The organism is Streptomyces sp. NPDC023541, assembly GCF_055559995.1.
In genome coordinates, this window is record NZ_JBVHJO010000005.1 from 115,470 (window position 1) to 134,323 (window position 18,854).

General features: G+C 72.6%; 17 protein-coding genes. 9 read left to right on the forward strand and 8 right to left on the reverse strand.

The window, feature by feature from the left end; all coding sequences use genetic code 11:
* Positions 1-7: 7 nt before the first annotated feature.
* Both ACZ3X1_RS14055 and ACZ3X1_RS14060 read right to left on the reverse strand, forming a co-directional pair.
* A complete protein-coding gene (locus ACZ3X1_RS14055; RefSeq protein ID WP_467279770.1) occupies positions 8-1,315 on the reverse strand; it encodes a recombinase family protein in 1,308 nt (435 codons plus the stop codon).
* A gap of 61 nt (positions 1,316-1,376) precedes the next feature.
* Entirely contained in the window at positions 1,377-2,138 is a 762-nt protein-coding gene (locus tag ACZ3X1_RS14060) for a DUF4344 domain-containing metallopeptidase (protein WP_467279772.1), read from the reverse strand.
* 151 nt (positions 2,139-2,289) lie between these two features.
* On the opposite strand from ACZ3X1_RS14060, the gene ACZ3X1_RS14065 reads away from it, so the two are divergent.
* Positions 2,290-5,583, forward strand: coding sequence for a tetratricopeptide repeat protein (locus ACZ3X1_RS14065; RefSeq protein WP_467279775.1), 3,294 nt, complete (start codon positions 2,290-2,292; stop codon positions 5,581-5,583).
* Positions 5,584-5,826: 243 nt separating this feature from the next.
* On the opposite strand, the gene ACZ3X1_RS14070 is transcribed toward ACZ3X1_RS14065, so the two are convergent.
* The gene (locus tag ACZ3X1_RS14070; protein ID WP_356813037.1) at positions 5,827-6,054 is read right to left on the reverse strand and encodes a hypothetical protein; all 228 of its coding nucleotides are present in this window, start codon (positions 6,052-6,054) and stop codon (positions 5,827-5,829) included.
* 2 nt (positions 6,055-6,056) lie between these two features.
* Positions 6,057-6,938: a mycothiol conjugate amidase Mca gene (gene mca / locus ACZ3X1_RS14075; protein ID WP_356813038.1), complete on the reverse strand. Its 882-nt coding sequence runs from the start codon at positions 6,936-6,938 to the stop codon at positions 6,057-6,059.
* A 115-nt stretch (positions 6,939-7,053) separates the two neighbouring features.
* Here mca and ACZ3X1_RS14080 point away from each other — a divergent pair, with 115 nt between their 5' ends.
* Positions 7,054-7,467, forward strand: coding sequence for a DUF4307 domain-containing protein (locus ACZ3X1_RS14080; RefSeq protein WP_356813039.1), 414 nt, complete (start codon positions 7,054-7,056; stop codon positions 7,465-7,467).
* A gap of 208 nt (positions 7,468-7,675) precedes the next feature.
* On the forward strand, positions 7,676-8,173 hold the full coding sequence (gene greA / locus ACZ3X1_RS14085; protein ID WP_030823019.1) for a transcription elongation factor GreA: 498 nt from the start codon (positions 7,676-7,678) through the stop codon (positions 8,171-8,173).
* 128 nt (positions 8,174-8,301) lie between these two features.
* Here greA and ACZ3X1_RS14090 read toward each other — a convergent pair whose 3' ends face one another.
* The 3 genes from ACZ3X1_RS14090 to ilvA all read right to left on the reverse strand — a co-directional run bounded on the left by ACZ3X1_RS14090 (position 8,302) and on the right by ilvA (position 11,603).
* Entirely contained in the window at positions 8,302-9,159 is an 858-nt protein-coding gene (locus ACZ3X1_RS14090; RefSeq protein WP_356813040.1) for an ABC transporter permease, read from the reverse strand.
* Complete coding sequence (locus tag ACZ3X1_RS14095) at positions 9,156-10,184, reverse strand: ATP-binding cassette domain-containing protein (protein WP_467279781.1); 1,029 nt, start codon at positions 10,182-10,184, stop codon at positions 9,156-9,158. Before ACZ3X1_RS14095 ends, ACZ3X1_RS14090 begins: the two co-directional genes overlap by 4 nt.
* Positions 10,185-10,370: 186 nt before the next feature.
* On the reverse strand, positions 10,371-11,603 hold the full coding sequence (gene ilvA, locus ACZ3X1_RS14100; protein WP_356813042.1) for a threonine ammonia-lyase: 1,233 nt from the start codon (positions 11,601-11,603) through the stop codon (positions 10,371-10,373).
* Positions 11,604-11,870: 267 nt separating this feature from the next.
* Between ilvA and ACZ3X1_RS14105 the strand changes: the two genes are divergently transcribed.
* The 3 genes from ACZ3X1_RS14105 to ACZ3X1_RS14115 are packed head-to-tail and all read left to right on the forward strand — an operon-like array spanning position 11,871 to position 13,122.
* Positions 11,871-12,392, forward strand: coding sequence for a MarR family winged helix-turn-helix transcriptional regulator (locus ACZ3X1_RS14105; RefSeq protein ID WP_356813043.1), 522 nt, complete (start codon positions 11,871-11,873; stop codon positions 12,390-12,392).
* Positions 12,393-12,448: 56 nt separating this feature from the next.
* On the forward strand, positions 12,449-12,871 hold the full coding sequence (locus ACZ3X1_RS14110) for a sigma factor-like helix-turn-helix DNA-binding protein (RefSeq protein WP_467279788.1): 423 nt from the start codon (positions 12,449-12,451) through the stop codon (positions 12,869-12,871).
* A complete protein-coding gene (locus ACZ3X1_RS14115) occupies positions 12,868-13,122 on the forward strand; it encodes a hypothetical protein (protein ID WP_467279791.1) in 255 nt (84 codons plus the stop codon). The genes ACZ3X1_RS14110 and ACZ3X1_RS14115 overlap by 4 nt, the downstream gene beginning before the upstream one ends.
* A gap of 354 nt (positions 13,123-13,476) precedes the next feature.
* On the opposite strand, the gene ACZ3X1_RS14120 is transcribed toward ACZ3X1_RS14115, so the two are convergent.
* The gene (locus ACZ3X1_RS14120) at positions 13,477-14,634 is read right to left on the reverse strand and encodes a cystathionine gamma-synthase (protein WP_356812487.1); all 1,158 of its coding nucleotides are present in this window, start codon (positions 14,632-14,634) and stop codon (positions 13,477-13,479) included.
* A 77-nt stretch (positions 14,635-14,711) separates the two neighbouring features.
* On the opposite strand from ACZ3X1_RS14120, the gene ACZ3X1_RS14125 reads away from it, so the two are divergent.
* The 3 genes from ACZ3X1_RS14125 (at position 14,712) to ACZ3X1_RS14135 (ending at position 18,786) form a co-directional block, all read left to right on the forward strand.
* On the forward strand, positions 14,712-15,818 hold the full coding sequence (locus ACZ3X1_RS14125; protein WP_467279795.1) for a hypothetical protein: 1,107 nt from the start codon (positions 14,712-14,714) through the stop codon (positions 15,816-15,818).
* A 218-nt stretch (positions 15,819-16,036) separates the two neighbouring features.
* On the forward strand, positions 16,037-17,635 hold the full coding sequence (locus ACZ3X1_RS14130; protein WP_467279797.1) for a M48 family metallopeptidase: 1,599 nt from the start codon (positions 16,037-16,039) through the stop codon (positions 17,633-17,635).
* Positions 17,632-18,786, forward strand: a complete 1,155-nt coding sequence (locus ACZ3X1_RS14135) for a hypothetical protein (RefSeq protein ID WP_467279799.1) — start codon at positions 17,632-17,634, stop codon at positions 18,784-18,786. The genes ACZ3X1_RS14130 and ACZ3X1_RS14135 overlap by 4 nt, the downstream gene beginning before the upstream one ends.
* Positions 18,787-18,854 lie beyond the last annotated feature (68 nt).

Genomic DNA, 18,854 nt, shown 5'->3' on the forward strand with positions numbered 1-18,854 from the left:
CTGGCCATCAGACCGCCGGTTCGGCGGGCACCAGCCGATCCGCCCACTTCCACACCGGGACGACGCGGGAGTGGTCCCAAGTGCCGACCCCTTTGCGCCCCGGCGTGATCACGAAGTGGGTGAAGACCGAGGCGATCACTTTTCGCTTCTCGTCGAACCCCATCCCGCCCGACTGCCATCGGAACCGCATCGGCTGGGGCAGCCGGACCCGCCCCTGTCCGTCAGCAGGAAAGAGAAGCCGCTCGATCGCGTCCTCCACGAGAGGTCCGCTGATGGCGCAACGACCACAGCCGCGCCCCGACGCGCAGACGTAGTTGTAGGGGCTGCTCCGGCTGTCGGCCTTGGCGCCCCCCATGAGCTGATCGCACGCGCTGCCGTCCTCACGCTCGGTTCCGCAGCGCACGAATCCGGCGGCGAGACACTTGGGACCTCCCCTCCTCCCCGTGAGGCGTGGACTGAGCGGTCCGCGGTGCATGTACAAGCTTCCGGCGGAGAACGTCGCGCAGACTTCCGTCCACTGGTCGGGCGTGACGATGGCCTGCCATGCCCCGACCAGGGGACTTCCGGTATCGGGGTCGATCAGCAGTTGTCCCCGGTTGGCTCGGAAGCCGCACACCCGCGGAGCCGTGATGATCTGTGTGACGGTCTGCGGGTTGGGGCGCCCCCCTCGCGTTCCCGTGATCCCCTGCGCTTCCCACTCACGCGCCACCCGGCCCATGGAGGCCCCGCCGATTCGGTCCTCGATCGCCTTGCGGACGAGTTCCGACTCCACCGGATGCAGGGTCCGGCGGTCCGCCAGCCAGCCGAACGGCCTCGGGCCGCTGTGCGGCAGCCCGTCCATAGCGCGTGACCAGTGCCAGTCCTGGACCCGGCGGCTGCGCATCTGCCCTTCCACGGCGGCACCTTGCAAGCATGCGGCGCCTTGGAGCAGCCCGGCCTCGGTGTACGGATCGCGCAGGCCCTCCCGTGCCACGTAGACACGTCCCGGCGCCGAGGTGAGTGCCGCCATGAAGCGGATGAAGTCTTCGGGTCTGCGGTACAGGCGGTCGTCCGCGACGGCGACGACGCCTTGCAGCGGTCCGGCCGCGAAGGCGTGGCCTCGGTGGAGGTCGGCGAGGAGGTGGTCGAAGGCGGGGCGTTGCCGGTCGTCCTTGGTCGCATTGCGTGCGTTGTCCGTGTAGGTGGCGACGACGGCGCAGCCGTGTTCGAGGGCCGTGCGTTCGTTGATGCGGTGCTGGTGGCGTACGCCGCGTGCGTCGCGTTGTGCGGTGTCCTGCGAGGTGCGGGCGTACGAGGCGACCGGTATCCGTTCCATGGAGCGTTCCCTATCGAGAGTTGGTGCGACGTTCGCTACAACTCGCTAATGAGGCGTCGGGTTACGGCCTGAGTACGGGGGCAAGGTCCTGCAGCCAGGCGTCGCGGGTCGTGGTCCAGGTGTGGGGGCACGGGGTGCGGGGCGGGGTGGCCAGGGCCGGGTGGCGGGTGGGGGCGGCGCCGTAGGTGGCGCAGCGGTGGGATTCTGCGCGGGCGGGGTCGGGGGCGTGTTCGTCTTCGGTGTCCGGTTCGGGATGGGCGGAGGCGGCCAGGTCGTAGGCGCGGGCCGCGGCCAGGAGGGTCTGTTCGCCGTCGGGGCGGCCGTCGCGCAACAGCATCAGCTGGGCGAAGCGGTCGGCGGCGTCCTCTTCGGTGCGGTCGTCGGGTACGGGGAGGCCGAGCGTGTCGATGAGGGCGTGGCCCGCTTCGTGGTAGAGGGTTTCGCGGGCCACGGCGGCGACGGGGTCGTCCGCCGGAGTGTCGCCGGCTTGCTCGAACAGTTCGCGGTCCTCGGTGAGGTCGTCGTAGCAGAGTTCGATGCGTCGGGAGTCGGGGTCGTAGCCGCTGCCTTCGCCCTCGCAGGAGCGGGTGGTGACCTCGATGCGGTGGGGGAGGTCGAGGTAGGTGTTGAGGTCGGCGGTGACGGTCTGCGTGATGCGGTGCCGCTCCAGGAGGGTGGCGGTCTCGCGGTCGGCGGGGGCGGGTTCTTCGCCATGTGGGACGAAACCCCTTGCTGGTGGCGCCTGTTGGCAGGAGGCGAGGGATGCGCTCAGGAGCAGTGCGGCGCAGAGGGCTGCGGCGGCGGGGATCTTGTGCGTCGTCATGGAGCTTTGCCCTTGGGGGAGTTGGGTTCTTCGCCCCGACTGTATGGACGAGTGACCGCTTCCCTCTGAACTAGCTCAGATTCCCTCGCGAACGGGAGTGTCCCGCAGGACACTTGTGGCACGTTGCCGGAGCTCTCTGAGGGGGATGCCGATGCGGGACAGCCATCGCGGTGAGGCCGAGCGCCTGTTGGAGCGGGCTGTGGACGAGGCGGTCCGGCGGGGGGCCGGCCCGGCGGATGCCGCGGGCGGGGCGGTGGACGGGGCGGCGCTGCTGGCGCGCGGCAGGGAGGCCCTGGACGCGCTCGCCGCGAGTGCGGCGCCCGAGTACGAGGCGTACGTGCGGGCGCTGGACGAGGCCGCGGCCGGGGAGCAGTCGCTGGGTGAGGCGTTCCGGCGGGGCGATACATCGACGGCGGTTCTGGTGACGGCGGTGGCGGCGGTGGCCGCCGTCGGGGCGGACCTGTCGCTGGGCGTCGCGGCGGGTACGGCGCTGACGGCGGGTGCGGTCGTGGGGATCGCCGGTGCGGTGGCGACGGTGGCGAAGGTGACGGCCCTGCACGTGCCGGCCGCGAACCGGCGGGCGGGGGAACGGGGGCGGCCCGGCGGGGCGGAGCAGCTGAGGCTGCAGTGGTTGTCGGCGCTGGAGGTGCGCGGGATACGTCCGTTCCTGGAGCAGCAGCGTGCGGTGGCGGCGGCGGCGCGGGCGCCCCGGCCGGTGGCGGTGTCGCCGGTGCGGGCGGCCGGGGATCTGCGCAGGGTGGACCGCAGTGCGGAGGCGAGGCGGCGCAGTGCGCTGGAGCACTCCTTCGGGCAGTTGCCGGACGTGGCGGATCGATTCGCGGGCCGCCGGTCGGAGTTGGCGCGGATCGCGCAGTGGGTGCAGGCGGCCCGGGCGAGTACGGAGACCCGTCCGGTGGTCGTGGTGCTGTACGGGGAGCCGGGGGTGGGGCGGACGGCACTGGCGCTGCGGGCGGCGCACGCGTTGCGGGACCAGTTCCGGGGTGCGTGCGTGGTGGACATGCGGGGTGGTTCGCCGAGTGGTGAGCCCGGCGAGGCGCCGCTGTCGACGCGGGAGGCGCTGCTGCACCTGATGAACCGGTTGGGTGCGCCGCGCGAGCAGTTGTTGTTCCGGGAGGGCGCGTCGGCGGAGCAGCAGGTGCGGCGGCTGGGTGAGCTGTACCACCAGCACCTGCGGGGGTTGCCGGTGACGGTTCTCCTCGATGACGCGGTGGATGCGGCGCAGGTGCGGATGCTGGTGCCGGAGCGTTCGGAGAGCCTGGTGCTGGTGACGGCGCGGGAGCCGTTGGAGTTGCCCGGGGATCTGGCGGCGTGGGTCCACCAGCTGCCGGTGGGGCGGCTCGACGGGGACGAGGCGGCGGAGCTGGTACGGGCGGTGGCGCCGGAGGCTGCGGCCGGGGAAGGAGCCGCCGACGGCGTGGCTTCGGTGGTGGCGGTGGGTGGTGGGCTGCCGCTCGCGTTGCGGATGCTGGCTCCGTTGGTTCAGGGCGGCGCCGTTGCCGCCGCTGACGGGGCCGAAGGCGCCGAAGGGGCTGCAGGCGGGGCGGACGGGGTGCATCCGGTGGAGGCAGCCCTGCGGGCCGCGGATGCCCGCTTGGCCGAGCCCACCCGGCTGCTGTTGCGGCGGTTGCCGCTGGCGGGGCGGGCTTCGCTGGGCGGTGCGGCCGCGGCCGCGCTGGCCGGCGTACCGGAGCAGGCGGCGCTGCGTACGTTGGAGGAGTTGTGGGAGGCGGGTCTGATCGAGCGGGTCCGGGGTCAGCGGTTCCGGATGCATGACGCGGTGCGGGCGTACGCGGCGGCCCGGCTGGCGGCGGACGAGGACCGGGCGCAGGTCGTGGCGGCGCACGAGCGCTTGATCCGCGACTACGCACAGCTCGCGGACTCGGTGATCCGGATGGTCGACGGGAAGATGTCGACGCGGGCGAACCAGTTCGGGGGGCACGGCTTCGTTTCGCTGGACGCCGCGCTGCGGTGGCTGGACGACGAGTCGAGCTTCATCACGGCGGCGCTGCGGCATTCGGAGGGGGTGGATCAGCAGGCGGTGCTGGACCTGCTGGGGGCGTTGTGCGATTTCTGTCTGCTGCGGGGTGACCTGTACCGGCTGGGTGAGATCGACGAGCTGACGCAGGCGGTGGCGGCGGGCGGGCAGGACCAGGCGGTGCAGCAGGGTCGGCTGGTGCGGTCGGTGCAGTGGCGTACGGGTATCGCGGCGCGGCAGCTGGGTGAGCTGGACAAGGCCCGTACGACGCTGACGTCGGTGGTGGACCAGTACATGGAGGCCCGTCAGGAGGCGGGGGCGGCGATGGCGCTGGTCTCGCTCGGGATCACGCTGCACCACCAGGGGAATCTGCCGGAGGCCGCGGTGCGGATCCGGGAGGCGCTGGTGCTGCAGGAGCCGGCGGAGCTGGCGGGTGACCGGGCGTGGGGTCTGCACGCGCTGGCGGCGGTGGAGCGGGACATGGCGCATCTGGCGGAGGCGACGCGGCTGCTGGAGACCTCGCTGGCGCTGCACCGGGAGAGCGAGAGCGTGCACGGGGAGGCGTGGGCGCACTTCCAGCTGGGGCAGGTGCACCTGCGGTACGGCGAGGTGGAGCAGGCGGAGAAGGAGCTGGACCTGGCGCTGCAGCTGTACGGGCGGACGCGGGACGACCGTGGTGAGGCGTGGGCGCTGACGCAGCTGGGCCGGGCGCGGGTGGTGGACGGGGATCCGGGGCCGGCGGTGGAGCGGCTGCGGGAGGCCCTGTCCCGGCACCGGGAGGCGGAGGACGCGCGCGGTGAGGCGTGGACGCAGTACTACCTGGGGCAGGCGCTGGAGGTGGGCGGCGAGCGGGACCGGGCGGTGCGGGAGCTGGAGCGGGCGCGGACGATGTTCTCGCGGATGCGGGACGTGTACGGGCTGGCGCACGCCCGGCACCATTCGGGCCGGGTGACGCGGGACCAGCGGGCGGCGCAGACGGGGAACCTGAAGAACTCGGGCTTCGCCCGGCAGCTGCTGGTGGACGCGCGGGCGGATTTCCAGCGGATCGGGCTGGCGCACGGTGAGGCGTGGACGTGTCTGGAGCTGGCGGTGGTCGACGCGGGCAACGGGCGGCTGTCGCAGGCGCTCGGGCTGTGCGAGGAGGCGGTCCGCTTGTTCATCTCGTACGGGGACCGGCGTGGGGAGGACTGGGCGCGCTTCCTGCGGTGCACGCTGCTGCCGTACGGGGGGCTGGCGGGGCCGGGGGTGCCGGAGGAGGCGCGGGCGGAGCTGGCGCGGCTCGTGGAGGCGCCGCATCCGGCGCGTGACGGCCGGCTGGAGGACTGCCTGGAGACGTACGGGGTGATCCTGGGCCGGGGCGTGGACCCGGCCGAGGGCTGGCAGGCGTGGCGCCTGGGCCTGGTCCCGAACCTGCACTCGCGGGAGGTCATGGGCGTGCCGCGGGCGTGAGCCGCCTGCCCGGGGGCGGCAGCCTCCCCGGCGGCTTCGCCCCGCGGGACCGGGCGCCCGCGCCCGTGCGGCCGGTCCGCGCGAAGCCGCCGCCCCACCGGGCCGGGACGGGCGGGCCCGTCGGGGTTGCCCGGCTGCCACCCGGAGCGCGGCCTTGGGCGGGCCCGCGGAGAGGTGCCCGGGCTCGGCGCGCGCTGCGCGGGGGCGGGCAGTGCGGGCCCGGCAGGATCCGAAAGGCGCGCGCTAGCTGGTCGGCTTCGGCGTGGGGGCGGTGGGGGCGGCCGGGTCCGGGGCTTCCTCGAAGTCCACCCGGCCCATGTGCCGGTTCATGGACTTCATCAGGGCCCACACGCCGACTGCGAGGGCCGCGAACACGATGAAGCCCAGGATTCCGGGGGTCACCTTGTTCTTGTCGAAGGTGTCACCCGCCAGGGGAAGGAGCTGGGTCAGTGCTGCCTGCGTAGCGCTCATGGCTATGCATTCTCCCGGATGCCCGCGAAGAGGTCGGACTCGGGGAGGGAGGTGTCGACGAGCGACTTCGCCAGCTCGTACTCCTCGGTGGGCCAGACCTCCTTCTGGACCTCCATGGGGACGCGGAACCAGCCGCCGTCCGGGTCGATCTGCGTGGCGTGCGCGATGAGCGCCTTGTCACGGATCTCGAAGTAGTCCGCGCAGGGGACGTGGGTGGTCAGGGTCCGCTCCTTGCGCTCGAACTCCTTCCACCGCTCCAGCCACTCGCCGTAGGGGGATTCCAGGCCGCGCGCGAGCATCGCCTCGTGCAGGGCGATGGTGCGCGGCTTGTTGAAGCCCTGGTTGTAGTAGAGCTTCTGCGGCTGGTGGGCGGGGCCGTACTCGGCCTCGGGGTACTTCTCGGTGTCGGCCGCGCCGTCGAAGGCCACCATCGAGATCCTGTGGGTCATGATGTGGTCGGGGTGCGGGTAGCCGCCGTTCTCGTCGTACGTGGTGATGACCTGCGGCTTGAACGCGCGGATCTTCTTGACCAGCTCGCCGGCGGCCTCGTCGACGTCCGCGAGGGCGAAGCAGCCGTCGGGGAGCGGGGGCAGCGGGTCGCCCTCGGGGAGGCCGGAATCGACGTAGCCGAGCCATTCCTGCTCGACACCGAGGATCTGGCGGGCTTCCTCCATCTCCTTGGCGCGGACCTCGTGGATGTTCTCCTCGATGTACTTGTCGCCCTGGAGCTTGGGGTTCAGCACGGAGCCCCGCTCGCCGCCCGTGCAGGTGACGACCATCACGGGGACCCCCTCGGACACGTACTTGGCCATGGTGGCCGCGCCCTTGCTCGACTCGTCGTCGGGGTGGGCGTGGACGGCCATCAGTCGAAGCTGCTCGGTCAAAACAGGATCCTCTGCGATTCGGCGCGACACTCGGCTTCTATAGTGACCGAACTGGGGGACGGAAAATTCCAGGGGTGATCCGGTGACCCGCCCTCCCCAGCGAGAGGAAAAGACCATGAGCGCGGTACGCGAGGGACTGCCCGAGGGCCGGTACGGCCGGTCGGCGGACGAGCGTACGGATCGCAAGCTCAAGGTCGTCGGGGCGGCGCTGGGTGCCGTGCTGCTGGGCGTGATCGGCTGGATCGGCTGGGACTACGTCGCCGGGCGGAGCGTGAGCGCCGAAGTGATCAAGTTCCAGGTGATTTCGGACACCGAGGTGCAGGTGCACCTGGAGGTCCGCAAGGACGCGTCGGTCACCGGTGTCTGCACCATGGTCTCGCAGGACGAGCAGCACGCCGAGGTGGGCCGCGGCGACTTCACCTTCGCCCAGTCCGCGTCGCGGGTCGACGAGGTCGTCTCGCTGAAGACCACCGGCCGCGCCACCATGATCGAGCTGGTCGGCTGCCAGCCCGCGGCTTCCGCCGGCTGAGGCGCGGCGCCGGCTCGGCCGCCCCGCCGGGCGAGGGTGTTCCGCCGGCTGGGCATCCCCGGCCGCGCCACCGCCGCGGGGCTTCGGAGGGTGGCCCACGGGGCAATGGACCTCTGGGGTCCTCCCCCTTTTCTTCCCGAATTGTTAGGCTCGTGGTTTCGTCCGCCGCTGGCGGCCATGTAGTCCCCTGTACCGACGAGGAGCACCCGTGACCCAGACGAGCGAGAGCGTCACCTGGCTGACCCAGGCGGCGTACGACCAGCTGAAGGCGGAGCTGGACTACCTCTCTGGTCCCGCCCGCACGGAGATCGCCGCGAAGATCGCAGCCGCCCGTGAGGAGGGCGACCTGCGCGAGAACGGCGGGTACCACGCGGCCAAGGAGGAGCAGGGCAAGCAGGAGCTCCGGGTCCGCCAGCTCACGCAGCTCCTGGAGAACGCCAAGGTCGGGACCGCACCGGCGTCCGACGGCGTGGTGGCGCCGGGCACCCTGGTGAAGATCGCCTTCGACGGCGACGAGGACGACACGATGGAGTTCCTGCTGGCGTCGCGCGAGTACGCGTCCGGGGACTTCGAGACGTACTCCCCGCAGTCCCCGCTGGGCACGGGCGTCATGGGCAAGTCGATCGGCGAGGACGCCGAGTACGAGCTGCCGAACGGCAAGAAGGCCTCGGTCAAGATCCTGGACGTCAAGCCCTTCACCGGCTGATCACCCCCGATCATCTCGATCGACCCGATCGACCCGATCCTTCGATCACCCTGGATTCGCACGTGATGCCCGGCCGGTTCTCCGGCCGGGCATCACGCGTGTACGGGCGGTACGGGGTACGGGCGGCCCTACGCGGTCGCCGAGCGGTACTTGCGGACCGAGAGGGTCCGGAAGACCACGATGATCAGCAGCGACCAGAGGACCGACGCCGTGACCGGGTGCTGCATGGGCCAGGCGTCCGGGACCGGATAGCCCGGGGGCAGGTTCCCGAAGAGCTCGCGGCACGCCTGGACGGTGGCGCTGAAGGGGTTCCACTCCGCGATGGTCCGCAGGAACGGCGGCATGTTCTCGGAGGGGACGAAGGCGTTCGAGATGAAGGTCAGCGGGAAGAGCCAGATCAGCCCGCCGGAGGTGGCTGCCTCGGGGGTGCGCACCGACAGGCCGATGAGGGCGCCGATCCAGGAGAAGGCGTAGCCGAGCAGGAGCAGCAGGCCGAAGCCGGCGAGCACCTCGCCGGGGCTCGTGTGGGTGCGCCAGCCGACGAGCAGGGCCACGACGGCCAGGACGACGAGGGTCAGCGAGGTCTGGACGAGGTCGGCGAGGGTACGGCCGGTGAGGACCGCTCCGCGGGCCATGGGCAGGGAGCGGAAGCGGTCGATCAGGCCCTTGTGCATGTCGTCGGCGATGCCCGCGCCGGCGCCCGCGGTGGCGAAGGTGACGGTCTGGGCGAAGATGCCGGCCATCAGGAATTCGCGGTAGGCGGCGGGCGAAGTGCTGCCGCCGACGCTGATCGAGCCGCCGAAGACGTAGCTGAAGAGCACGACGAACATGACCGGCTGGATCACGCCGAAGATGATCATCTCGGGGATCCGTGACATCCGGATCAGGTTCCGCTTGGCGATCACCAGGGAGTCGTTGACGCCCTGGGTCAGGCCGCCGCGCGGTCGCGGTGCCGCGAGGTCCCGGTTCGGGGAGGTGAGGGTCACTTCGCCGCCTCCTTCCGGGCCGCCCTGCGGCCCTCGGCGTCGGCGGCGGCCCCGCCGCCGCCGCCGTTCTCCTCCTCCGCCGCCCGTTCCGCCGCGTGGCCGGTCAGGGAGATGAACACGTCGTCGAGGGTGGGTCGGCGCAGGCCGATGTCGTCGATCTCGATGCCGCGGCCGTCCAACTCGCGGATGACCTCGGCGAGCAGCTTGGCGCCGCCGGCCACCGGCACGGTCAGTTTGCGGGTGTGCTCCTCGACCGTGGTCTCGCCCTTGCCGAAGCCGGCGAGCACCTCCCGGGCGGTGGCGATGTGGCCGCGTTCGTGGACGACGACCTCGACGCGCTCGCCGCCGGTGCGGGCCTTGAGCTGGTCGGAAGTGCCGCGGGCGATGACCTTGCCGTGGTCGACCACGCAGATGTCGTCCGCGAGGTGGTCGGCCTCCTCCAGGTACTGGGTGGTCAGCAGCAGGGTGGTGCCGCCGGCGACCAGTTCCTTGATGATGCCCCAGAGCTGCTGGCGGTTGCGGGGGTCGAGTCCGGTGGTGGGCTCGTCCATGAACATGACGGGCGGGCTGACGACGAGCGCTGCCGCGAGGTCGAGGCGCCGTCGCATGCCGCCGGAGTACGTCTTGGCGGAGCGGTCGGCGGCGTCGGCGAGGTTGAAGCGGTCGAGGAGCTCGACGGCCCGCGCCTTGGCCGCCTTGGCCCGCATCTGGTAGAGCTGGCCGACCATCTGGAGGTTCTCGCGGCCGGTCAAGTACTCGTCGACGGCCGCGAACTGGCCCGAGAGGCCGATGGCGCGCCGGACCTCGTTGGGGTGCTTGAGGACGTCGATGCCGGCTACGACGGCCCGGCCGCTGTCGGGGCGCAGGAGGGTGGTCAGGACGCGTACGGTCGTGGTCTTGCCCGCTCCGTTCGGGCCGAGCAGGCCCAGGACGGTGCCTTCCGGGACGTCGAGGTCGACGCCGTCCAGAGCCCGTACGTCGCCGAAGGTCTTGACCAGACCCTCGGCGTAAATAGCGCCTGGCATATGGATTCTCCCCATGTGAATCGGGCCAGTGGGATCAAGCTATTCAGGGCATTTATGCGCAAATCCTATGGGCGGCGGGCGGGGCCCGCTCGGCCGGACGAGTGATGGACCGCGACGGGAGCGGGCGGCGTGGGCCGTGGAGCCGAGGGGAGAGGGGCGTGGGGCACGTCCGCCAGGGCGGCCCAGCTAGCCCATCACCTTGTATCCCGCGCCGTGCAGCGTCCGTGCGACCTCCGCGCAGTGCTCCGGCCCCTTGGTCTCCAGGTGCAGCTCCACCTCCACCTCCGTGAGCCCGAGCATCGGGTCGGTCCGTACGTGGCTCACGTCCAACACGTTCGCATCCACCACTGACAACACCCCCAGGAGCCCGGCCAGCGCCCCGGGCCGGTCGGCGACGCGCAGCCGCAGCGACAGGTAACGGCCCGCCGCCGCCATGCCGTGCCGCAGGATCCGCTGGAGCAGGAGCGGGTCGACGTTCCCGCCGGACAGCACGGCCACCACCGGGCCCGAACCGTAGAGCTCGGGCTCGCTCAACAGGGCCGCCACCGTACTGCACCCGGCGGGCTCGACGACGAGTTTCGCCCGTTCCAGGCACAGCAGCAGGGCGCTGGAGAGGGCGTCCTCGGAGACCGTGCGCACGTCGTCGAGGAGTTCGCCGATGATCCTGAACGGGACGTCGCCGGGCCGCCCGACCTTGATGCCGTCGGCCATGGTGTTCGGGTCGTCGATCGACACCGGGTGGCCGGCCCTGAGGGAGGGCGGGTAAGCGGCCGCGCCCGCCGCCTGCACCCCGACGACCCGTACGTCGGGCCGCAGCGCCTTCACCGCGACCGCGACACCGGCGGCGAGACCGCCGCCGCCGATGCCGACGAGGATGGTGCGCACCTCCGGGCACTGCTCCAGGATCTCCAGGCCGACCGTGCCCTGGCCCGCGATGATGTCGCGGTGGTCGAAGGGGTGGATGAACACCGCGCCGGTGCGGTCCGCGTACTCCTGGGCGGCCAGGAAGGTCTCGTCGACGACCTGCCCGTGCAGGCGCACGTCGGCCCCGTACTCCTGGGTCGCGGCGACCTTCGGCAGCGGCGCCCCGACCGGCATGAACACGGTGGAGCGGACCCCGAGGAGCGAGGAGGCCAGCGCCACGCCCTGGGCGTGGTTGCCGGCGCTGGCGGCCACGACGCCGGCGGCGCGCTGCTCGGGGCGCAGGCCCGCGATGCGCACGTAGGCTCCGCGCAGCTTGAAGGATCCGGTGCGCTGGAGGTTCTCGCACTTGAAGTGGACCGGCGAGCCGGTGAGTGCGGAGAGGTGCCTGCTGCCTTCCATCGGCGTGACCCGGGAGACGCCGGAGAGCATCTTCTGAGCCCCCCGTACGTCGTCGAGGATGACCTGCGGGACGGGCTGGGGCACACGGTAGTTCATGCCGTCAGTCTCGCAGCCCGGGCGCGACCGGGCCCGGAGCGTCCACGAGGGCCGAGAAGGAGGGGGCTACGGGCGAGTACGGGAAGGACTGCGGCGAGGGGTACGGACGGTACGGCGGCGAGGGGCGAAATCTCGCCATCCGGGACGGCCGTGGGACGCCCGCCCGCGCGGGCCGTATCAGTTCTCGTACGAGGCGTACGAGCCGCCGCAGGGCCGCGTACTCTGTCCCCCATCCTTGTCGGACCCACGCGAAGAGAGCCCACGGCCATGCCTTCCTCCCCGGCCAATTCCGATCTGCCCGTGCCGGCCGATGCGCCTGCCGGAGCCGGTCTCCTCGACGCGCTCCAGCACCAGGTGGCGGTTTTCGCCCGCCGCGCCGAGCAGACCCGTCTGGGCGGCGTGGGCCAGGCCCGCAACTCGATGGACCGCGCCGCCTACCTGCTGCTCAACCGGCTCGACCTGGAAGGCCCGATGGGCGTCAAGGCGCTCGCCGGAGGCATGGGTATCGACTCCTCCACGGTGACCCGGCAGGTCGCGCCGCTGGTCGACGGCGGTCTGGTCAAGCGGACCTCGCACCCCGAGGACGGGCGGGCCGTGGTCCTCGCGCTGTCCCCGCGGGGGCTGGCGCGGCTGGAGGAGGTGCGCTCCTCGCGGCGCGAGCTCATGGCCCGGGTGACGGAGGGCTGGAGCGAGGACGAACGCGAGTCCTTCACCGGTCTGCTGACGCGCTTCAACCTGTCGCTGTCGGAGCTGATGGCGGCCGTGGCGGAAGCCGGGCCCGCCTCCTGAGCGGAGTATGTCCGTCCTCTTGACCTGACCGGTCCCCCCGGCCGCACTATGTGAATATGCGGGCGGTTGATCAACAGGCGGGCTCCTACGGGGAGTTCGAAGCCTTCGTCGCGGGTGCGGCCGGGCGGCTCCTGCATGTCGCGGTACTGCTGACCGGTGAACCCGAGTCGGCACGCCGGCTGCTCGCGGGCGCGCTGGCGCGTACGTACGCGAACTGGCGGCGGCTGCGCGCGGACGACCCCTACGACTTCACGCGCCACGAGCTGTGCGCGGCCTTCGCGCGGACCGGCTGGCGCCACCACGGCGGGGCCGGGGTGCTGGCGCGGCTGAGTCCGCCGGAGCGGCTGGTGCTGGTCCTGCGGCTCTACGAGGGGGTCGCGGAGGAGGTCACGGCGGCGCAGCTCGGGATGCCGGCCGAGCGGGTCCGGGTGCTCTGCAACCGGGCCGTGTCCCTGCTGAGGGCCCGGGAGGCGGCGTGAGCGGGCTCCCGGACCGGAAGGAAGCCCAGGTCAAGCAGCTCCTGGCGGGCCCGTACCCGGTGGTGCCGACGGGTCTGGCCGCGGGCGCGGCGGCCCGCGGGGACCGCCTGCTGCGCCGGCGCCGGGCGTTGCGCAGGTTCGGCTGGGCGGTGCTGTTCGCCGCGGCGGTGGCCTTCACGGTCTGGGCGTCCCTGACCCGCCCCTGGGCGGGCCCCCCGAGCGGCATCTCCCCACCGCTGGAGGGCTGGTAGCCGAACGGCGGATCTGTGGGCCGCGACACCCGCACCCGTGCGGCCGCGCCCGGCAGAATCCAGCCTCGCCGGGGGGGGGGGGGGGGGGGGGGGGGGGGGGGGGGGCGGGCCGCCCCCCCCCCCCCCCGGGCCCGCCCCCCGCCCCCCCCCCCCCCCCCCCCCCCCCCGCGGGGGCCCCCCCCCCCGGGCGTGTGAGGCGCGGGGTCTGGGGCGGCGCCCCGGGAAACCCGGCTCCGCCGTGCACCGGGCCCCGTCCGGACCCGCGCCTCACACGCCGGCCGGGCTGGAACAGCCCGGCGAGGCCGGCAGGCCCCACCGGGCCCGGGCGGAGCCCGGCGGGGGTGCGGCGGTGGGTCAGCCCAGCGCCTGCGTCAGGTCCGCGATCAGGTCGTCGGCGTTCTCGATGCCGACCGAGACGCGGATCAGGTCCGCGGGGACCTCCAGCGCCGAGCCGGCCACCGACGCGTGCGTCATGCGGCCCGGGTGCTCGATGAGGGACTCCACGCCGCCCAGGGACTCGGCCAGCGTGAAGATCTTGGTGCGGCCGCAGACCGCGACGGCCTCTTCCTCGCCGCCGGCCACCTGGAAGGACAGCATGCCGCCGAAGTTGCGCATCTGCTTGGCGGCGACCTCGTGGCCCGGGTGCTCGGGCAGGCCCGGGTACAGCACCTTGGTGACCTTCGGGTGCCGCTTGAGCACATCGACGATCTTGGCCGCGTTCTCCGCGTGCCGGTCCATGCGCACGGCGAGGGTCTTGATGCCCCGCAGCACGACCCACGAGTCGAACGGTCCGGCCACCGCGCCCATCGCGTTCTGGTGGTAGGCCAGTTCCTCGCCCAGCGCCTCGTCGGCGGTGACCAGCGCGCCGCCGACCACGTCGGAGTGCCCGCCCATGTACTTGGTCAGCGAGTGCACCACCACGTCCGCGCCCAGCGCCAGCGGCTGCTGGAGGTACGGCGAGGCGAAGGTGTTGTCCACGACCAGCTTGGCGCCGGCCGTCCGCGCGATGTCGGCGACGACGGCGATGTCGGTGATGCCGAGCAGCGGGTTGGAGGGGGTCTCGACCCAGATGACCTTCGTCTTCGGGGTGAGTGCGGCCCGTACGGAATCGGCGTCGGAGGTGTCGGCCACCGACCACTCCACACCCCAGCGGGAGACGACCTTCGCGAAGAGGCGGAAGGTTCCGCCGTAGGCGTCGTTCGGGATGACCACGTGGTCGCCCGGGGAGAGCAGCGTGCGCAGCAGGCAGTCCTCGGCGGCCAGGCCGGACGCGAAGGCGAGGCCGCGCCGACCGCCCTCCAGCGCCGCGAGGTTCTCCTCCAGCGCGGTGCGGGTCGGGTTGGCGCTGCGGCTGTACTCGTAACCGCCGCGCAGGCCGCCGACGCCGTCCTGCTTGTATGTGGAGACCTGGTAGATCGGGGGCACGACCGCGCCGGTCAGCGGGTCCGCCGTGTTGCCCGCGTGGATCGCGCGGGTCTCGAAGCTCTGGTGCTCGTGGCTGTCGTCGCTCATGGTCAGATGCTATGCCCAGGCCCGGTGTGCACCCCCCCTATTGGCCTGTCGCCCCCTCGGTCTGGTTCGCTGGAGGCATGGAGATTCTGTGGTTCCTGTTCGCGGTGCTCATGATCGTGTTCATCGTCGGCCCGTTCGTCCGGCGCAGGCGTGGCGGCATCCGTCTGGTCGCGCCCGGCAGCCCTGACGCCGCCGACCCGGCGAACTACGGATTCGACCGGCAGGAAGACCTCGACATCCGCGTCCCCGGGCCGGACCAGGACCTGATGGACGCCCTCGACAACGTGCGGCGCACCGGGCAGTGGCAGGCGGCCTCGCAGCTGCTCGCCGGGACCCCGCGGGAGGGCGAGCGGCGCTGGCAGCGCGTACAGGCCTTCGGCGGCGCGGCGGCGCTGGAGCTCGTGGCCCAGCCGGGTGTGGGCGCGCAGTGGCTGAAGGCGTGGCGGCTGGAGGCGGACAAGGACGCGGGCGGCGCGCAGGTGCACGCGGAGCTGCTGGTGCAGCAGGCATGGCGGCACTCGGGCGGCGTCGGGTCCGAGGACCACCGGATCATCTTGGAGGAGGCCCGGGAGGCGTGCCGCAAGGCCGCGCTGCTGGCGCCGGGGGACCCGGTCCCGTACATCACGGAGCTGGCGATCGCGCGCGGGCTGGCGTACCCGGAGGCGCAGTTCGACGAGCTGTGGGCGAAGGTCATCGACCGGGCGCCGGAGCACATGGGCGCGCACCTGGCGGCGTTGCACTACTGGTGCGCGAAGTGGCACGGCTCGCGGGAGAAGGCCGACGCCTTCTCGCACGCGGCCGCGGCGCGTGCCCCGCGGGGCTCGCTGCTGGCGGCGCTCCCGCTGTTCGCGCTGTACGAGAACCTGCCGGACGTGATCCTGAGCAGCGGTTTCTACCGCAGTGAGGCCGTGACGCGGGCGGTGGAGGGCGCGCTGTACGCGGTGAACACGGCCCGGCAGGACGACCCGATGCTGGCGCACGTACGGCACCTGCTGCTGCTGTTCCTGGTCAACATGGAGCGGTGGGCCGAGGCGATGGAGCAGGTCCGCCACGTGGACGGGTACGTGGGCGCGCTGCCGTGGTCGGCGGCGCAGGACCCGGCGGCCCAGTACGCGGTGTACCGGGCCCTGGCGGTCGCCGGCTACGAAGCGAACGGCGGGTCCCCGGCCACGCTCCCCCAGTAGCGGGCGGTCGCCCTCGGTGCGGATCCGCGCCGGGGGCGGCACCGTCCGCAGCCACCCCGCCGGTCCACCTACCCACGGGTACCCCCCACGACCAGCGGCGACGAGCGGCGAATAGGGTTGCCGTCAACAATCTCTGAGCCGCATCATGCGGCGTGGCGGCCATCGGCCCTCGCCACGCACCTCAGCACCGCTTTCATCCCGTGGGGGGATCTGTCCATATGGGCGCTTCTCTGCGTGCCGTGCGCGCGCTCGTCCTGCTCGCAGGCTTCTACCTGCTCGGCGTCGTCCTGCTCGCCGCCCTCGTCGGCGTCGACTTCGCCGTCGTCACCTGGCTGCACGGCCCGGTCGCTTTCAAGATCATAATCGTATCGGTCGTCCTCTCCGTCCCGATCGTCCGGGGCCTGTTCATGCTCCGCACCCCCAAGGGCGAGCCGCCGGCCGGCATCACCGTCACCGAGGCGCAGGAGCCCCTGCTGTGGCAGACCGTGCGCGAGATCGCGCAGCAGGTCGGCACCCGCGCACCCGACGAGATCGTGCTGATCGACGAGGTGAACGCGGCCGTCGCCGAGGACGCCGGGCTGCTGGGCCTGCGGGCCGGAACCCGCCGCCTCTACCTCGGCCTGCCCCTGATGACGGGCCTGGACGAGATGCAGCTGCGCGCGGTGCTCGCCCACGAGATGGGCCACTACGCCAACTTCGACACCCGCCTCACCCCGCTGATCGCCCGCGGCCGCGCCCAGCTGATCCGTACGATCGGCCACTTCCACGAACGCGCCGACAAGAAGGTCGCCAAGGAGCGGGCCCGCCAGGAGAAGCGGGACGAGAAGCGGGTCGCCAAGGGCAAGGGCGCCAAGGGGGTCGACACCGCCGGCGAGGGGGCGACGTACCGCGCCATGGCCAAGATCTACATGGCGTACGGCAACTTCTACATGCGTGCCACCCGCACCACCTCCCGCCGCCAGGAGCTCGCCGCCGACCTCGCCTCGGTGCGCGTCGCCGGCCGCGACTCCGCCGCGTCCGCACTGCGCGAACTCAACGCCCTGGACTCCGCGCACGACTTCTACATGAGCTCCTACGCCACCCTCGGCGTCGGCGCCGGCCTGCTGCCCCGCCCCGGCGAGGTCTTCGGCGGCCTGCGCAAGCTCCTCGACGCCCGCGCGGAGGACCTGGACGACCTGCGCCGGGAGCTGTCGACCGAGCCCGCCTCCCCGTACGACTCCCACCCCCCGCTCGCCGAGCGCGTCGCCCGTATCGAGGCCCTGCCCGACGACGGCCGCGCCGGGCAGAGCGCCCGTCCCGCCCTGGAGCTGCTGTCCGACGCGGACGCCGCGCTGGCCGCGCTGGAGCAGGTCGTCCTCACCCCGGAGGCCCTCGCGCTCAAGCGGGTCGACTGGGAGGACCTCGTCCACGAGTCGATGACGCAGTACGTCGGCCAGGGCGCGGAGGAGATCCGCGAGGCCTTCGCCGCCGAGGGCGCCGGCCCGGGGCTGCCCGCCCTGCTCGACGCGGTCGACGCGGACCCGGCGGTGCTCTGGCGCATCGCCGACCGCTTCCCGAAGTCGGAGGAGGCGGCGGCCGCCACCGGTCGCACGGCCCGCGAGTTCGCCCGCCCGGTCGTCCGGCGCGCCCTGAGCCAGCTGGTGACCGTGGAACTGACGGGCCGCGGCGCCGCCCGCTGGCAGCTGTCCTGGTCCGACTCGGCGTCCCTGCGCTACCCGGCCGACGGCTTCGAGGAGCAGCTGCGCCTCGCCCTGGACTCGGCCGTCGCCGACCTGCCCGACACCGAACCCCTGCGAAAGCTGGTGTCTGCCCCGTGATCGGCCTCTACATCCTGGGCGCCGTGCTGCTGTTCGGCGCCTTCAAGCTCCTGCGCGGCGTCTACTACATCCGCAAGGCGAAGCGGCTGGAGGCGGAGGTCACCGCCATCGAGGCACGGACCGAAGCCCTGAACGCCGAGACGGCCGGCATCAAGTCCGAGCGGAAGGCGCAGCAGGCCGCGGCGGTCGTCGCGCTGGGCTTCGTACCGGAGGCCGAGCTCGACACGGACAACGCGCGGCCCGTGTCGCCCGAGCAGACCGCCGCCGTCGCGGCGGTCAAGGCCGGCGACTGGGAAGCGGGCGCGGCCTATCTCGACGCGGCCGGGCAGGACTGGGAGGAGCGCTGGCAGCGCCTGCGCCCCCTGTCCGAGCTCGCTGCCGAGGACGACGCCTGGCTGCTGGCCTGGCGCAGGGCCAGGCCGTCCGACCCGTCCGCGGCGCTGGTGAACGCGGACACGGGCGTCCTGGTGGCGTGGAACGTGCGGGGCTCCGCGCGGGCCAGCCACACCACCCAGGAGCAGTTCCGGATCTTCCGCGAGCTGCTGCTCAAGGCGCAGGAGCAGGCGCGCGAGGCGCAGCGGCTGGCGGATCCCGCGGACCCGGTTCCGTACATGGTGGAGCAGTCCATCAGCCAGGGCCTGGGCTATTCGCACGAGGAGTACCGGCAGCTGTGGTCGCAGATCGTGGAGCGCGACCCGAAGAACCTGTCGGCCCACACGAGCGCCATGCAGTACTGGAGCCAGAAGTGGCGCGGCTCCCACGAGCTGGCGCTCGCCTTCGCACACGAGTGCGCCGCCAAGGCCGAGCCGGGTGAGCTGCTGTCCCTGCTGCCGCTCATCGCCTACGTCGAGCAGGAACTGCACGAGTCGGACCTGAAGCCGGAGACCTTCTTCAAGGAGCCGGAGGTCCTCGCGGCGGTGGAGAGCGCCCTGGCCGACCTCGCGGCGGCCGACCCGGACGACTGGCGGTCGATCCGGCTGCGCCACATGCTGGCGTGGTTCCTGTTCTGGCAGGACCGGGACGCGGAGGCGGTCGAGCAGTTCCGCCACATCGACGGGTACATCGGGGCGATGCCCTGGTACTACTGGTCGCCGTCGCGCTACGTGTACGCGCGGGACTGGGCGGTGCGCGAGGTCACGCCGGGCCTGTGAGGCGCTGAACGGGGCAGGTCGGAGCGGACCGGGGCGGGTCGAGGGGAATCCCGGCCCGCCCTCCGTGC

Coding starts and splice junctions, on each gene's coding strand:
- ACZ3X1_RS14080 (WP_356813039.1), top strand. CDS start 7,054: ATGAGCGCGGTACGCGAGGGACTGCCCGAGGGCCGGTACGGCCGGTCG.
- ACZ3X1_RS14125 (WP_467279795.1), top strand. CDS start 14,712: ATGGAGATTCTGTGGTTCCTGTTCGCGGTGCTCATGATCGTGTTCATC.
- ACZ3X1_RS14070 (WP_356813037.1), bottom strand. CDS start 6,054: ATGAGCGCTACGCAGGCAGCACTGACCCAGCTCCTTCCCCTGGCGGGT.
- ilvA (WP_356813042.1), bottom strand. CDS start 11,603: ATGAACTACCGTGTGCCCCAGCCCGTCCCGCAGGTCATCCTCGACGAC.
- ACZ3X1_RS14060 (WP_467279772.1), bottom strand. CDS start 2,138: ATGACGACGCACAAGATCCCCGCCGCCGCAGCCCTCTGCGCCGCACTG.
- ACZ3X1_RS14055 (WP_467279770.1), bottom strand. CDS start 1,315: ATGGAACGGATACCGGTCGCCTCGTACGCCCGCACCTCGCAGGACACC.
- ACZ3X1_RS14065 (WP_467279775.1), top strand. CDS start 2,290: ATGCGGGACAGCCATCGCGGTGAGGCCGAGCGCCTGTTGGAGCGGGCT.
- ACZ3X1_RS14095 (WP_467279781.1), bottom strand. CDS start 10,184: ATGCCAGGCGCTATTTACGCCGAGGGTCTGGTCAAGACCTTCGGCGAC.
- ACZ3X1_RS14130 (WP_467279797.1), top strand. CDS start 16,037: ATGGGCGCTTCTCTGCGTGCCGTGCGCGCGCTCGTCCTGCTCGCAGGC.
- ACZ3X1_RS14110 (WP_467279788.1), top strand. CDS start 12,449: ATGCGGGCGGTTGATCAACAGGCGGGCTCCTACGGGGAGTTCGAAGCC.
- ACZ3X1_RS14120 (WP_356812487.1), bottom strand. CDS start 14,634: ATGAGCGACGACAGCCACGAGCACCAGAGCTTCGAGACCCGCGCGATC.
- ACZ3X1_RS14105 (WP_356813043.1), top strand. CDS start 11,871: ATGCCTTCCTCCCCGGCCAATTCCGATCTGCCCGTGCCGGCCGATGCG.